This is a genomic window from Actinoplanes sp. OR16 (assembly GCF_004001265.1).
Lineage (GTDB): Bacteria > Actinomycetota > Actinomycetes > Mycobacteriales > Micromonosporaceae > Actinoplanes.
In genome coordinates this window covers 5,082,501-5,098,982 of record NZ_AP019371.1, presented here as the reverse complement: position 1 = coordinate 5,098,982, position 16,482 = coordinate 5,082,501, and the positions used below count along the sequence as shown (strand labels likewise).

The following is a 16,482-nucleotide window of genomic DNA, read 5'->3' as shown; positions in this document are numbered from 1 at the left end:
GGGTGCCCCTTGAACCGATCAGCGAGCCGGCTCGCCCGGATGCGTACGGCGGTGGTGGCGGTCCTGGCCCTGGTGGCCGGGGCGCTCGCCGCGCCGGAGGCAGCCGCCGCGGCCGCCTGCCCCTGTTCCATCTGGCCCGCCACGGCGACGCCGGCCGTCGCGTCCGATCCGGACGCCAACGCCGTCGAGCTGGGCGTGAAATTCCGCTCGGACACCGCCGGGTACGTGACCGGGATCCGTTTCCATAAAGGCAGCGCCAACACCGGCACCCACGTGGGCAACCTGTGGGACGAGGGCGGCGCCAATCTGGGCAGTGTCGTCTTCACCGGGGAGACCGCGTCCGGCTGGCAGACCGCGACGTTCACGACGCCGGTCACGATCACGGCGAACACCACGTACGTCGCGTCGTACTACGCGCCGAACGGCCACTACTCCCTCGACAGCGGCGGTTTCGCGACGGCCGGCGTGGACAACGCGCCGCTGCGGGCGCTGCGGGACGGCGAGGACGGCGGCAACGGCGTCTACCGGTACGGCACGGGCGGCGGGTTCCCGGCGAACACCTACGAGTCGGCGAACTACTTCGTCGACGTCGTCTTCACCACGACCGTCACCGACACGACGCCGCCGGCGGTCAGCGGCACCGTCCCGGCCTCCGGCGCGACCGGTGTGATCGCCTCGACCACGGTGTCGGCGACGCTGAACGAGCCGGCTCAGGCGGGCACCGCCGCTCTCGCGCTGCGCGCCGGGACCACCGCCGTGGCCGGCGCGACCGCCTACGACGCCGGCACCCGGACGGTCACGTTCACGCCGTCGGCTGCCCTCGCCGCCGCCACTGTCTACACCGCCACGGTCAGCGGCGCCACCGACGCGGCCGGCAACACGATGGCCGCCTCCTCGTGGTCGTTCACCACGGCGAACGCGTCGAGTTCGGCCTGCCCCTGCTCGATCTGGCCGTCCACCGCGACGCCGGCCACGCCGACCGTCAACGACAACAGCGCCGTCGAGCTCGGCGTGAAGTTCCGGGCGAGCAGCGCCGGGTACGTCACCGGCCTGCGCTTCTACCGGGGCCCGAACAACACCGGCACGCACACCGGATCGCTCTGGAACGCCACCGGCAGCACCCGCCTGGCAACCGTCGTCTTCGCCGACGAGACGAGCACCGGCTGGCAGACCGCCACCCTGGCGAGCCCGGTCGCGGTCACCGCCGGCACCACGTACGTGGCGTCGTACCACACCGACGCCGGCTACTACTCGATCACCGCGAACGGGTTGTCCAGCGCGGTGACCCGGGGCCCGCTGACCGCGCTCGCGAGCAGCGGCGCCGGAGGCAACGGCGTCTACCGGTACGGTGCCGGCGCGTTCCCCAACCAGAGCTATCAGGCGACCAACTACTTCGTCGACGTCGTCTTCGACACCACCGCCGTGGACACCCTGGCGCCGGCGCTGACCGGGCGCGCCCCGGCCGCCGGAGCGAGCGGCGTGCCGGCCACCAGCGCGGTGACCGCGACCTTCAGCGAGCCGGTCACCGCCGCGGCCGTCAGCATCGCCGGGGTGTCCGGGACCGTCGCCTACGACCCGGCCACGCTCACCGCCACGTTCACGCCGTCCGCGGCGCTGGCGTACTCCACCTCCTACACGGCCACGGTGAGCGGCGCCCGCGACGCCGCCGGCAACGTGATGACGCCGGTGACCTGGAGCTTCACCACCGCCGCACCGCCGCCACCGCCACCCGACCAGGGACCCGGCGGCCCGGTACTGGTGATCAGGACACCGGGGTTCAGCCCGTTCCTGGCCGAGGTGCTGCGCGCCGAGGGCGTCAACGAGTTCGCCACCGCCGACCTGTCCGCTGTCACCGCCACCACCCTGAGCCAGTACGACGTGGTGCTGCTCGGGCAGACGGCGCTCACCGCCGCCCAGGTCGCGATGCTCACCACCTGGGTGACCGGCGGCGGCAACCTGATCGCGTTCCGGCCGGACAAGCAGCTGGCCGGGCTACTCGGGCTCACCGCGACGAGCGGCACCCTCGCCGAGGGCTACCTGAAGGCGGACACGACCAGCGCGCCCGGCGCCGGCATCACCGACCAGACGATCCAGTACCACGGGACCGCCGACCGGTACACGCTCGGCGGCGCCCGGGCGGTCGCCACGCTCTACGCGAACGCGACGACGGCCACCGTCAACCCGGCGGTGTCGCTCGCCGACGTGGGTGGCAACGGCGGCCAGGCAGCGGCGTTCACCTTCGACCTGCCGCAGTCACTTGTCCACACCCGGCAGGGCAACCCGGCCTGGGACGGCCAGGAACGCGACGGCGCCGCGCCGCGCCGCTCCGACGACCTGTACTTCGGCGGCAGCTCCACCGACTGGGTCAACCTGGCGAAGGTCGCCATCCCGCAGGCCGACGAGCAGCAGCGCCTGCTCGCCAACCTGATCGGCGCGATGAACGCCGACCGCAAACCGCTGCCGAGGTTCTGGTACTTCCCGCGCGGCGTCAAGGCGGTCGTGGTCGCGACCGGCGACGACCACGCGAACGGCGGCACGGCGGGCCGGTTCGACCAGTACACCGCGAACAGCCCGGCGAACTGCGTGGTCGCCGACTGGCAGTGCGCGCGGTACACGTCCTACGTCTACCCGAACGCTCCGCTGACCGGAGCGCAGGCGTCCACCTACCAGTCCCGCGGTTTCGAGGTGGGCCTGCACGTCAACTCGAACTGCGGTGACTACACGACGAGCACGCTGAACGGCTACTACACCAACCAGCTCACGAGCTGGCGCGGCCGGTACAGCGCGGTCCAGGGCCCGGTCACCCACCGGATGCACTGCCTGGTCTGGTCGGACTGGGCGGGCCAGCCCACGGTCGAGGCGGCGAACGGGATCCGGCTGGACACCAACTACTACTACTGGCCCGGGTCGTGGATCGCCGACCGGCCGGGCTTCATGACCGGCTCGGGGATGCCGATGCGGTTCGCCGGCAAGACCGGTGGGCTCATCGACGTCTACCAGGCCGCCACCCACATGACCGACGAGTCCGGGCAGAGCTACCCGTTCACGATCAACACGCTGCTCGACCGGGCGCTCGGCGCGGAGGGCTACTACGGGGCCTTCACCGCGAACTTCCACACCGACGCGTCCACCGAGTGGGAGAGCGACCAGCTGCTCACCTCGGCGCAGTCGCGCGGCGTGCCGATCGTCAGCGCCAAGCAGATGCTGACCTGGGTGGACGGGCGTAACGCGTCGTCGTACTCGAACATCGTCTGGTCCGGCAACGACCTCGGGTTCACGGTGAACGTCGGCTCGGGCGCGAACGGCCTGACCGGCATGGTGCCGACCGCGGGGCCGGGCGGGCGGACCCTGTCCACGCTGAGCCGCGCGGGCACCCCGGTCACCGTCACCCGGACGACGATCAAGGGTGTCGAGTACGCGATGTTCACGGCGGCGGCCGGGGCGTACACGGCCTCGTACGCGCCGGCTCCGGTGACCGCCACGGTCAGCGCGACGGCGGAGGCCGCCGGGACCAGCGCGTCGGTCACCCTGGGCGGGTCCGCCGCGGCTTCCACCACCATCGAGTACGGGACCAGCGCGTCCCGTCTCACCGCGAAGGTCGTCGACGGCACCCAGGCGGCGAAGCGGACGGTGGCGCTGACGGGCCTGAAGCCGGGCACCACCTACTGGTACCGGGCCCGGGTCACCACCCCGGGCGGGAGAACGGTGGTCTCGCCGGTGCGCACGCTGGTCACCGCGGCGCCCGACGCGACGCCGCCGGCGGTGTCGAAGGTGTCGGTGACGGCCCGGCCGGACGGCACCGCCACGGTGTCCTGGCGGACCGGCGAGCCGGCGGCCGGGACGCTGCTGGTGGACGGTCTCGGCGACTGGCCGGCCGACCTCACCGGCAAGCGGCACAGCGCGGTGGTGACCGGACTGGAGCCGTCGGCCACGTACCGGTACCGGCTGCGCAGCGTCGACGCGTCCGGCAACGTGACGACGACGCCGGTCCGGACGTTCGTGTCCTCGGCCGCCGGGGTGGCCGATCACACGGTCGCGGGCCTGCGTACCGGCGTGGAGAGCCGGACCACCGTCGGCGCCGGCGGCGTCCGGCTGGCGGACGGGGCGCGGACCGGCACGTTCGTCTCCCGGGTCCTGGACGCGGGACAGATGGTCACCTGGGATCGGCTGGCGTACCAGGCGTCGGTGCCGTCCGGCGGACAGCTGCGGATCTCCGTGCGGACCGGCAGCACCTCGGAGCCCGGCACGGGATGGACCGCCTGGAAACGGGTGGGCCGGGGTGACCGGGTCACCGGCGGCTCCCGCTACGCGCAGTACCGCGTGGAGCTGGTCCGCGGCAGCGGGTCGCCGATCCTGCACGGTGTCGGCATCACCAGCGACGCGGTCCCGCCGGAGAAACCCGGCGAGACCGGTCCCTGATCGGTCGGCGGCGGCGTCAGCTGCCGCTGATCGTGAACTGCGATCCCGGCTCGACGACGATGTTCCCGTCGGCCGAGCCGGTGATCGTCACGTTGGAGAGGATCGCGTTGCCCCGGGCGCCGCCCATCGCGAGGATGCCGGCGCCGTTGTTCGACTTGTCGATCTTCACGTTGGTGATGGCGACGTTCGGCATGTTGCCGCCACCGGTCTTGAACTGGATGCCGTCGTAGGTGGAGTCGATGATGTCGGTGTCGCGGATCGTGACGCCGACGATGTCCTTGGTCGAGGGGAAGAGCGTGATCGCGCCGAACTCCTGGTCCTCGTTCCAGAACGCCCCGCCGGTGCGGTAGAGGCCGTTGCCGGCGATCAGCGTCGTGCCGGAGAACGGCAGCGGGCTGTGGTCGGTCGCCAGCATGATGCCCGGGTAGTTCGCGGTGTCGGAGACCAGGTTGTTCTGCGCCGAGTTGTTGTAGCCGCCGTAGATGGCGATGCCGTTGGCACGCCACGGCAGCTGGATCGTGTTGTTGAGGAAGTGGTCGTCGTGGTTGATGTCGACGTTCTGGTCCTTGACGTACGGGTTGGCCCAGATCGCCAGGGCGTCGTCACCGGTGGTCCGGAACGACGAGTTGAAGACCCGTGAGTTGCGGGTGCCGTTGGAGAAGTTGATGCCGTCGGCGTAGGTGTTGCGGATCCGCATGCCGGTGAACTCGACGCCGTCGCCCGGGTTCCAGTACGCCGGGGTGTCCGAGTAGTCGCGGCCCACCCAGGCGCCGACGTTCACGTGCTCGATCCACACGTTGCTGATCTTCGTGTTCTTGCCGAACCGGCCGTTGAGCCCGTGGCCGCGGTTGGCCCGGTTCTGCGTGTTGCCGAAGATCGCCAGGTCGGAGATCTGGGTGTTGTCGTCGATGTCGAAGCCGACGTTGCCTTCGTGCGGGTGATTGATGCCGCCGGTCGCGTTCTGCGGCTGGGTGTCGGAGTAGAGCCGGGTGTGCCACATGCCGGCGCCGCGGATCACGACGTTGCGGAGGCCCTTCTGGTTCCACTGCCCGCGGGTGGGGTCCGGTGACAGGATCTTCGCTTCCTGCCGCCACTGGCCGGCCGGGATCCAGACGCAGGAGATCACGCCGTTCTCGTCGTCGGTCACCGCCCGCTGGATGGCGGCGGTGTCGTCGACGCCGTCGTTCGGCACCGCGCCGTACTGGGTGATCGAGGTGCAGCCGGCCGGCTGGCCGGCGGCGGGTGCGACCTGCTCCAGGTCGATCAGGTCGATGATGTAGAACGCCGCGGTGTCCCCCGCGTCGCGCTGCAACCTGAACTTCGTGCCCGCCGGGTACGACTGACCGAGCAGCGCGTTCGACTCGTCGAAGAGCCGCCGGGCGTCGGCGCTCGGGGTGTTCTGCAGCGACTCGGTGTCGTCCGAGGTGCCGTAGAGCCAGCTGTTCCGCGACGAGAGCGTCAGCTTGCGGTTGAAGACGTCGTTCACGTACAGGCTGATCGTGGCGTCCTGGCCGCCGCCGTTCGCCGCGTCCGGGATGGAGTTGCGCACCACGATCGAGTTCGCCTGGTTCGACGAGGTGAACTCGACGAACTGCCCGGTGCTGTTGAGCCGCACCGACTGCCGGCCGGACGACTCCGACCCGAAGTTGGTGTGCCCGAACGTGCGCAGCTGGTCGGCCTGCACCAGCGTCCCGTTGTGCCGGGCCGCCTCGGCCTCGTACTCGGTGTACGGCACGGCCGCGCCCCGGCCCACCACGAGCGGCTTCGCGAGACCGTTGTTCGACTCGCTGGTCTCGGCGACCACGCCGGCCGAGTCGGCTGTCGCGGTGGCGGTCGCGCCGCCGGACACCGCCGTCCACGTCCCGCCGATCGCCACCGTCGCGGTCGCGCCGCCGGCGATGGACGGAGTGGCGCCGGTGAGCGTGGTGCTGCCGACGACGAGCCGGGTGGTGCTGGCGCCGGCCGCGCTGGTGCCCCGGTTGGTGACCGCCACGGTGAAACTCACCGCCGCGCCGACGGCCGGGTTGGCCGGGTTGGTGGTGATCGCGGTGACCGTCAGGTCGGGTCCCGGCGCCTGGGCCACGACCAGCTGGTTCGCGGCCGTGAAGGTGTTGTTCGACTCGTCGGTCTCGGCGATCGTGCTCGCCGCGTCGGCCACCGCCGCGACCGTGTAGCCGCCCTGCGCCTTCGTGCCGGCGTTCACCGAGACGGTTGCCGAGGCGCCGGCGGCGAGAGCCGGTACGTCGGCGGTGCCGGCCACCGTGCCGCCGAGCCGGAAATCGGCCTTGCTGGCGGCGGCCGACGCGGTGCCGTTGTTCTTGACGACAGCGGTCAGGGTGATCGGGTCGGACTCCGAGGGCGCCGACGGTGACCAGGTCGCGGACGTGACGACGAGGTCCGGGTTGGGCGCCCAGGTTCCGAGCACCTGCAGGTCGGCCACCTGGCCGCCGGGGGCGCCGGTGTTGCTGAAGAACTCGAGGCGGACCTCGGCGGCCCGGGTCGTGATCGGGATCGTCACGGAGTTCTGGTTCGCCGCGGGGCTGAAGGCGTACCCCTGCCGGGTCTTGATCTCAGAGAAGCCCGATGCCGAGGCGGCCTTTCCCAGGACCCTGAATTCCTGGGTACGAGGGCCCCAGACCGGATCGGGGTTCAGCCGGACGACGACGCCGGTGACGTTCGCGTCGGCGCCGAGCTTCACGGTGAGCGTGGAGGGGAAGCCGTTCGACTCCCAGTAGCTGGTCAGGCTGCTGTCGTTGGCGTTGGTGGCGGCGAAGGAATGCACGGTCGAGGAGGCTTCGATCGCTTTGCCCTGCGCGAGGTTCTCTCCCAGATCCACCGGAGGGCTTCCGGCGCCGTAGATTTCGAGTTCGGACAGCTGAGCAGCCGGCCAACCCGTGTTCGCGGTGACATTTATCCGGACGAATCGGATGGTTGCAGCGGTGAAGCCGATCGTCACGGTGTTGCCGGACGCCGGGTTGAAGACGCGCCCGGCCGAGGCGGACAGCGTGCTGAAGCTCGACCCGTCGGTGCTGCCCTGCACGCTCAGAGTCTGCGTGCGGGTGGCCCACGCAGACGCCGGCGGCAGCTTGAGGACCACCTGGTCGACCGGGACGGCGCTGCCGAGGTCGACCTGGGCCCACTGGGGGAAGACGTTGTTCGGGCTCTCCCAGTACGACGACGCGTTGCCGTCGGTGATCGCGGAGACCGGCTGGGCGCCGAGGGAGCCACTGGCGCTCGTCGCCTTTCCGGCGGCGAGGTTGGGGCCTGCGGCGTGCGCGGCGGGCGGGGACGTGCCGAGGAGGATCAGGGCGGCCGTGAGGGCCGTCGTCAACACACGTTTCATCGCGGTCCTTGTCGGGGATTTTCGCCGCTCTGTCGACTTCTTGCGGCGCGGGAAATTCAAAGTTTCAGATATGTCACTGGTTTGTCAACGGTGGACATACGAAAACGAGCACCGGCCCGGGTGGGCGGTGCTCGTTCTCGGTGTGACGACCCTCAGACCTGGCCGTGTAGCGCCTTCGTCAGCCGCGCCACCGCGTCGCCGGGCAGCTCGCCGTCCTTCGCCAGCGCCTCCCTGACGATCTCCTGGAAAGTGCTGCTGAACAGCGCGTAGTGGGTGGTCACCGGCCGGGCTCGGGCGGAGTCCAGGGCGCTCTTCAGCGTCTCGGCGTACGGGCGTTTCGCCGTCACCGACGGATCCGTGTACGCCGAGGCGCGCGTGGCGGCCAGCCCGCCGTCCCGGAACAGCCGGATCTCACTCTCCTCGCTGGTCAGGAACCGGATCAGCCGCTGCGCCGCGGCCGGGTCGTCGGTGCTCCTGGCGACCGCGAGGTTCTGCCCGCCGAGCACGCTGGACCCGGGCAGCTCCCAGACGTCGAAGTCGGTCATCGCCCGCTCGCCGGCCCTCAGCTGCCCGTACGCCACCGGCCAGTTCCGCATCAGCGCCACCTTGCCGCCACGGAACGCCTCCCGGCTGCCGTTCTCGTCGAGCGTCGTCGACGACGGGTAGAGCGCCGGCGGCAGGCCGTCGACCGACTGCATCGACCGGGCCAGCTTGCGCAGGCCGGACCGGGCCTCCTCGCTGTCGATCACGACGAGGTCGCGCTCGGCGTCGTACACCTCGCCGTCCTCGGCCCAGATCGCCTCCAGCGCGCTGACCGTGAGCCCCTCGTACATGTCGAGCGGCGTGACGAACCCCGCCTCGATGCCACGCACCGCGTCCCGCAGCGCGCGCACGTCGTTCGGTCCGGGCGGCAGCCCCGACGGCTTGGCGCTGTCCAGGACACCCTTGCGGTGGTAGAGCAACCCGGCGTCGGTGTTGAACGGCAGCGCCCACAGGCGGCCGTCGTACGTGCAGGTCTGCAGTGGCGCCGGCAGGAACCCGGCGGTGTCGGTCGACGGGTCCAGCGGCAGGATGAAACCGGCCGAGGCGAACGCCGCCGTCCACGTCGTGTCCAGGTTGTAGATGTCGGCGTCGGACACCTCGGACTGCGCGGTGGCCCGCATCTGACTGTGCTGCGCGTCAGCGTTGGCGGGCAGGCTGACCAGCCGGGCCGGGGTGTTCTTGTTCGCCGGGTCGGCGTTCCACTCGTCGATCAGCTTCTGGCGCTGGCCGCCGATGCTCTCGTCCTTGCCCGAGTAGATGACCAGCTCGGCGCTTCCCGCCTTCGGCGGGGTTGCCGCCTCCTCGTCCCTGTCGAAGATCAACTCGCGGGCGGCGGTGGCGGCGACCATGACGATCACCCCGAGGGTGAACCAGAAGATCGGCCCGGAGAGCAGGTCCCGCAGTCTCGTCGTCATCTGCCGCTCCACAGGGTCTGGAAGAGCTGGGTCATCGTCTCCGGCACCTCCGCCGCACCGGCCGTGAGACATCCGCCCCGGCCGGCCCGGGTCAGCTGGTAGAGCTCCCCGGAGTCGTCGCACTTCGCCTCGCCGGTGGCGATGACGTACAGCCGGACACCGGCCGCGGTCAGCCGCGCGACCTCCTCGGAGGTCTGTTTCAAGCCGGGTCTCGCACCGGTGTTCTCGCCGTCGGTCAGCACCACGAAAGCCCGGATCTGATCCCCGGTGGTGCCGGCCAGTTCCCGCATCCCCGCCTGAATGGTGGCGTAGAGCGGGGTACCGCCCTGCGGCTTCACGGCCTTGAGCGCCCCGGCGATCGCCTCCCGGTGCCGCGCAGAGCCCGGCGCCGGCGCGACCAGCTCGTACTCCTTCTGCCCGTCCGGGATCGGGAACCTCCAGAGCCCGAACTCGTCGCGGGCGCCCATCTGCGCGATCGCCGCGCCCACCCCCTGCGCCGCGACCGCGAACCGGGTCGCCTTCCCCGAACCCGCCTGCTGGGCCATCGACCCCGAGGCGTCCACCGCGAGCAGCACCCGGCCGGGGCGTTTCGCCTGCTCGTACCGGGTGAGGGTGGCCGTCAGATCACGCGGCAGGCAGGCGTTGCCGTTCAGCCCGGAGCAGCCCGGATCGGGTTCGCCGAGGCCCGCCTCGCGCAGTGCCGTGTCGGCGTCCGTGCCCTGCAGCCACGCGCGGAACCCGTCGGCGGCGGCCTTCTGCCGCTCGCCGGTCCAGGTGAACTGGACGAACGGGTGGTCCAGCGCGGGCGCGGAGGCGACCACCACCGGCGCCGGCAGGTCAGCGGGCGGGGTGCGCGGCGACGGGCAGCCCGCGCCGCCGAGCGCCCGGCCGCCGGCGAACCGCCGCCAGGTGCGCAGGCTGGTCAGCACCGCTTCCGGCGCCTTTCCCTCCCGCAGGTACGCGCAGAGCACGCTCACCTCGTCGGTCGCCGCGACGGTGGAGTCGGCGACGATCTGCGCACGCCGGCGGGCCACGCTCGCCTCGACCGTGTCGCCGGTCGCGTCGTGCAGGTAGACGTCGGCGGCGAGCAGGCCGGCCGTGCTCGTCTCCGGGTCGGCGGCGGACAGCGCGACGCCGTCGTCGTCCAGGATCTCCTCGACCACACCGGAGAGGGTCGCGTCACCGGACTCCGGCACCTTCGTCCCGGCCAGGATGATCGGGGACGACGCTATGGACGTGACGGCGTGCAGCGGCGACGGCAGGGTGGCCTTCACGGTGATCTCCTGCACCGCGCGCACGTCCAGCATCGAGTCCGGCAGCCAGGCGTCCGGCCGCGGGCCGAGCTGTTCGAGCGGGCGCTGCTCCTTCGAGTCGGCCCACTGCCGGGCCAGGGCGCCGGTCGCGGCCAGGGTGCCGGCGGCATAGACGTACGGGTAGACCGCCGGGCAGCCGTCGTTGCCCCGGGCCGTGAACCGGGCGTACGCGTGTGCCACCTCCCGGGTGGCCTGCAACCCCTCCGGTGACGTGAGGACCCGCAGCTCAAGAGCCTGCTCGCAGATGAAGTCACGAGCCTCGCCGAACACCGCCACGGCCGAGGCGGCGAGCACGACGGCCAGCCCGCCGGCCGCGCCGATCCTGGCCCGTGGCGACATCTCCCGCCACAGCTTGTAGAACTTGTCGAGCGCCAGTGCGATCGAGTTGCGGTAGGCGAGCGACCAGATGCTGACCGCGGCCATCACCATCGCGGCGATCAGCAGCACCAGGTCGCTCTCGGCCCGCTCCATCGCGAACTGCGCGCCACCCGCGATCGCCAGCGCCACCAGCGCGGCCACGATCGTGCGCAGACGTCCCCCGAGCCCGGGCGGACCCGTCTGATCTGGCACGGAGAATGCGCCTCCAAGAGAAGCGGTCACCTTGGCCGGTGCGGAGACCGGCACGCATCAGTGTAGGAAGCCATGCAAGTTGATCAATGTCGGCCTTCGCAACTCCGCTGCGCCTCGTCGACGTGGCGGACGGCGTAGTAGATCGGGCAACCCGGCGATGAGTTCACCTCCCCCGGATGATGCCGCCCGGCTTCTTTGCGGCGACGCTGCGTCCATGGACGCACCCCGCCGTGACCGCCGCCTCGCGTTACTTCTTGCGGCGGCGATGTTCGTCCTCGTCGTCGACACCTCACTGATGAACGTCTCGATCGCCGCGGTGGTCCGTGATCTCGGCACGACCACGAGCGGCGTCCAGTCGGCGATCGCCCTGGAAGCGCTGGTCTCGGCGGCCTTCATCCTGATCGGCGGCAAGGTCGGCGACCTCATCGGCCGCAAGCGCGCCTACATCCTGGGCCTTCTGGGGTACGCCGTGGGCGCCCTGGCGATGACCCTCGCCCAGAGCTTGATCGTCGTCATCATCTTCTGGGCCCTGATCGGCGGCATCGGCGCGTCGCTGCTGCTCCCCGCCATGCAGTCGCTGATCCACGGCAACTTCCAGGGTGCGGCACAGCGCCGTGTCTACGCCCTGGTCGGCGCGGCGGCGGCGATCGCGGCGGCGGTGGGTCCCGTGCTCGGCGGTTTCATCACCACCTACCTGTCGTGGCGGGTCGGCTTCGCCCTCGAAGTCGTCATCATCGCCGGCGTGCTCTCCGGGATCGGCCTGGTCCGCAACGTCGAGTACACCGGCCCCCGAACCCTCGACCTGGTCGGCTCGCTGCTGTCCGTGGTCGGTATGGGCGGCATCGTGCTGGGCATCCTGGTCTGGCAGGAGGGCGGCTCGTACGTCCTGGCCCTGATCGTCCTCGGCGCGGCGGCACTGGCCGGTCTCGCGTACTGGCTGGTCCGCCGCAAGCGTGCCGGCAAGCCGCACCTGCTCGATCCCGGCCTCTTCCAGTCACCCTTGTTCCGGGTCGGCATCTCCCAGCAGCTGCTCCAGCAGATCGCCCTGGGCGGCCTGATGATCGCCTTGCCGATCTACCTGCAGATGGTCCTCGAATACAGCGCGATGCTGGCCGGCCTCTCGCTGGCCCCGCTCTCGCTGTCGATGTTCGCCGTCGCCCTGGTGGCCGGCAAGCGGGCCGGCCGGAAACGCCCGGCTGACATCGTCGGGACCGGCTTCCTGCTGGTCTTCATCGGCGTGGCCCTGCTGATCCCGCTCGTACCCCGGGCCGACTTCGGCTGGGCTCTGCTGATCCCACTGGCGATCGCCGGTTCCGGCCTGGGCATGCTGGTCTCGCAGCTCAACGACTACACCCTCTCGCCGATCTCGGAGGAGCGGGTGAGCGAGGCGGCGGCGGTCAACTCGGCGGGAGGATCGTTCGGGCTCTCCTTCGGCCTGGCCTTCGCCGGCGCCATCATGCTCGCGACCCTCGCACTCTCGTTCACCTCGAAGGCCGACTCCAGTGCGATCCTCTCGCCGGCCGAGCAGACTCAGGTGGCGACAGCCCTCGAAGAGAACGCCGAAGTGATGACGAATACCCACCTGGAGGAACTGCTGGCCGGGCAGCCGCCGGCCACCCAGGCGGAGATCCTGCGGATCAACACCGAGGCGCGTCCCGTGTCCCTCCAAGTGGCCCTGCTGATCCCGTTGATCGCGGCCCTGCTGGGTCTGCTGAACTCGATTCGGATGAGGCGGCTGCCGGACCCTTCGCCTTCGTCCAAGGACGGAATAGCTCTCGGCTGACTCTCCTCATCAATCGATCTCATCGGGATCTATGCTTCCGCCTTGTGATCGAGAATCTCCGGTGGCGGCGGGTGGCGCGGGCCTCCGTCGCCGCGATGGTGGCCACCGCTCCGTTGAGCGCCTGCCGGGAGGGAGCCGATCCGGCCACCGCCGCGGGCTCGTCGCCGGCCGCCGTGACGCCGGTAGCGGAGGCGACCATCCCGGCCCTGCCCCGGCCCGTCGCAGGGGCGCCCACCTCCGAGGTCCAGGCCTGGGTCGTGCAGGAAGTGCAGGCCGCCCTCACCGCGCAGACCGAGGGACTGCTCGCCGGAGACCTCGCCACATTCGCCGGCGCCGCCGAACCGGGCAACAAGACGATCCAGGCCGAACTGGGCCGCCGGTTCCGCACCCTGCGCTCGCTTCAGGTGACCCGCTTCGAGCAGCGCATCGAAGGGCAGCCGTACGCGTTGCCGGAGAAGGGAACCTGGCGGGTCGTCCACATCGTCGATCACTGCTTCGTGGACAAGGAGTGCGCCACCGACGAGGCCGTCTTCGACAGCCTGTGGGTGGAGACAGCAGAGGGCGTGCGGCTGACCGGATTCCGCCCGCATGACCCCGAGGCGCTGTGCGTGTCCTGCCAGTCCTTTCGTTCCTTCCGGGTGAGCCGTCCGTGGGAGACCACCGAACTGGTGGCACAGGCGGGCGCACGGACGATCGTCGCCGTACCCCTCAAAGAGCGCAACCGGCTCGCCGACCTGTCCCGCCGGGCGGAGAAGGCCGCCGCGGTCGCCGACCGCTACGGCATCGGCGCCGGCAGGGTCACGCGGTACCTCGTCTTCGTCGCCGACGCCGCCTCCTGGAAGCGCTGGTACGCCGACCATCCCGGCCGCTGGGTCGCCGGCCAGGCCATCCCCACCAGCCCGGGGCGGATCGAGGTCGAGGTGCACGCGTCGCAGCTGACCCCGGACTTCGCCGACGAACTGCTCACCCACGAGCTGGCGCACGTCTCCACGTTGCGCGGCGACTCCTACTACGGCCGCGACGACGTGTGGTTCCTCGTCGAAGGCATGGCCGATTACGTTCAGCAGCAACGACCGGGCATCGGCGCGTACGGCCACCGTGACGCGCTGGCCGACCTCCTACGCCGGCGGACGCTGCGCTCGGTAGCGGTCAAACCCCCGGCCGACGACGCGAGCCTGCACGAAGCCGACGGCCGGTACGCCGTCGGGTTCTACGCCGTCAGCTACCTGTTCGAGAAGTACGGCAAGGCCAAGACACTGCAGTTCTTCCAGGGCGCGGTGCAGTACGGCATCGGCCTGGACGGGGCGTCACAGTCGGCGTTCGGCAAGCCATGGACCGCGGTGGACGAGGAGACCGCGGCCCACATCCGGGCCCTCTGACCGCGCAGGAAAGCAGCGTCATTCCGGCCTACTTCGCCGAGGGCGGCCCGGCTGCTTCGCTGAGAAGGAATAAACACGAAAAGGCCCACCCGGTCGCCCGGGTGGGCCTTTCCATGAGTTGAGTCCGGCGGCGTCCTACTCTCCCACACCCTCCCGAGTGCAGTACCATCGGCGCTGGAGGGCTTAGCTACCGGGTTCGGAATGTAACCGGGCGTTTCCCCTCCGCTATGACCACCGAAACAACGGTCAGCAGAGCAACCAGCAACCCAGATCTCTCAACCTGGGGTGATTGTTCGTTTGCTGTGAATCACACAGTGGACGCAAGCAGAAAATTTAGGGTGGTTAAGCCCTCGGCCTATTAGTACCGGTCAACTCAACACGTTACCGTGCTTACATCTCCGGCCTATCAACCCAGTAGTCTCCTGGGAGCCTTACCCACTCAAGGTGGTGGGATACCTCATCTCGAAGCAGGCTTCCCGCTTAGATGCTTTCAGCGGTTATCCCTTCCGAACGTAGCCAACCAGCCGTGCCCTTGGCAGAACAACTGGCACACCAGAGGTTCGTCCGTCCCGGTCCTCTCGTACTAGGGACAGCCCTTCTCAAGTATCCAACGCGCACGGCGGATAGGGACCGAACTGTCTCACGACGTTCTAAACCCAGCTCGCGTACCGCTTTAATGGGCGAACAGCCCAACCCTTGGGACCTGCTACAGCCCCAGGATGCGACGAGCCGACATCGAGGTGCCAAACCATCCCGTCGATATGGACTCTTGGGGAAGATCAGCCTGTTATCCCCGGGGTACCTTTTATCCGTTGAGCGACACCGCTTCCACACGCAAGTGCCGGATCACTAGTCCCGACTTTCGTCCCTGCTCGACCCGTCAGTCTCACAGTCAAGCTCCCTTATGCACTTACACTCAACACCTGATTGCCAACCAGGCTGAGGGAACCTTTGGGCGCCTCCGTTACCCTTTAGGAGGCAACCGCCCCAGTTAAACTACCCACCAGACACTGTCCCTCGACCCGATCAGGGCCGCAAGTTAGATACCCAAACCAACCAGAGTGGTATTTCAACAATGCCTCCACCTGAACTGGCGTCCAAGCTTCACCGGCTCCCACCTATCCTACACAAGCTAATTCGGATACCAATGTCAAGCTATAGTAAAGGTCCCGGGGTCTTTCCGTCCTGCCGCGCGTAACGAGCATCTTTACTCGTACTGCAATTTCGCCGGGCCTGTGGTTGAGACAGTGGGGAAGTCGTTACGCCATTCGTGCAGGTCGGAACTTACCCGACAAGGAATTTCGCTACCTTAGGATGGTTATAGTTACCACCGCCGTTTACTGGCGCTTAAGTTCTCCGCTTCGCCATTGCTGGCTAACAGGTCCCCTTAACGTTCCAGCACCGGGCAGGCGTCAGTCCATATACATCGTCTTACGACTTCGCATGGACCTGTGTTTTTAGTAAACAGTCGCTTCCCCCTGCTCTCTGCGGCCATACCACGCTCCACCCGCAAGGGGCTTCACGCGTCCGGCCCCCCTTCTCCCTAAGTTACGGGGGCAATTTGCCGAGTTCCTTAACCACAGTTCACCCGTCGCCTCGGTATTCTCTACCTGACCACCTGTGTCGGTTTAGGGTACGGGCCGCTCGGAACATCGCTAGAGGCTTTTCTCGGCAGCATAGGATCAATGACTTCACCAGAACGGCTCGGCATCACGTCTCAGCCACACGCACCGCGGATTTGCCTACGGTACGGCCTACACGCTTACCCCGGCACAACCACCGGCCGGGATCATCTACCTTCCTGCGTCACCCCATCACTCAACTACTACCCACCGAGGTCACAGACTCCATACCTTAGGTCCGAAGACCGCCGGCACTTCGCGTGCTTAGTACAGTGAGGTTCGTCGTTGGCGCTCCTTTGCGGGTACGGGAATATCAACCCGTTATCCATCGACTACGCCTCTCGGCCTCGCCTTAGGCCCCGACTCACCCAGGGCGGATTAGCCTGCCCCTGGAACCCTTGGTCATCCGGCGGAAGGGGTTCTCACCCTTCATTCGCTACTCATGCCTGCATTCTCACTCGTGTAGCGTCCACGGCTGGATCACTCCGCCGCTTCACCCGCAACACGACGCTCCCCTACCCATCCACACACCTGCACCAGCCGGTCAAGCCAACTGGCGGAGTTAATGTGTGAATGCCACAGCTTCGGCGGTGTGC

At 69.2% G+C, this 16,482-nt stretch carries 6 protein-coding genes and 2 rRNA genes (1 of these 8 cut by a window edge); 3 read left to right on the top strand and 5 right to left on the bottom strand.

The genetic code is table 11. From position 1 onward, the window contains the following. Positions 1-9: 9 nt before the first annotated feature. Entirely contained in the window at positions 10-4,419 is a 4,410-nt protein-coding gene (locus tag EP757_RS23300; RefSeq protein ID WP_127549322.1) for a DUF4082 domain-containing protein, read from the top strand. Between the two features lie 16 nt (positions 4,420-4,435). Here EP757_RS23300 and EP757_RS23295 read toward each other — a convergent pair whose 3' ends face one another. From EP757_RS23295 to EP757_RS23285, 3 genes are all read right to left on the bottom strand, one after another. Further along, positions 4,436-7,762: a CARDB domain-containing protein gene (locus EP757_RS23295; protein ID WP_127549320.1), complete on the bottom strand. Its 3,327-nt coding sequence runs from the start codon at positions 7,760-7,762 to the stop codon at positions 4,436-4,438. 152 nt (positions 7,763-7,914) lie between these two features. Further along, positions 7,915-9,219, bottom strand: a complete 1,305-nt coding sequence (locus tag EP757_RS23290) for an extracellular solute-binding protein (protein WP_160165858.1) — start codon at positions 9,217-9,219, stop codon at positions 7,915-7,917. Next, positions 9,216-11,102, bottom strand: coding sequence for a VWA domain-containing protein (locus EP757_RS23285; RefSeq protein ID WP_127549316.1), 1,887 nt, complete (start codon positions 11,100-11,102; stop codon positions 9,216-9,218). Before EP757_RS23285 ends, EP757_RS23290 begins: the two co-directional genes overlap by 4 nt. A 214-nt stretch (positions 11,103-11,316) precedes the next feature. On the opposite strand from EP757_RS23285, the gene EP757_RS23280 reads away from it, so the two are divergent. Together EP757_RS23280 and EP757_RS23275 are read left to right on the top strand one after the other, a co-directional pair. Further along, positions 11,317-12,885, top strand: a complete 1,569-nt coding sequence (locus EP757_RS23280) for an MFS transporter (RefSeq protein WP_127549314.1) — start codon at positions 11,317-11,319, stop codon at positions 12,883-12,885. A 44-nt stretch (positions 12,886-12,929) separates the two neighbouring features. After that, positions 12,930-14,264, top strand: a complete 1,335-nt coding sequence (locus tag EP757_RS23275; protein WP_127549312.1) for a hypothetical protein — start codon at positions 12,930-12,932, stop codon at positions 14,262-14,264. Positions 14,265-14,386: 122 nt separating this feature from the next. On the opposite strand, the gene rrf is transcribed toward EP757_RS23275, so the two are convergent. Beyond that, positions 14,387-14,503: ribosomal RNA gene (rrf, locus tag EP757_RS23270) — 5S ribosomal RNA — on the bottom strand. Positions 14,504-14,602: 99 nt separating this feature from the next. Then, a 23S ribosomal RNA gene (locus tag EP757_RS23265) occupies positions 14,603-16,482 on the bottom strand; it runs 1,238 nt beyond the window's last position.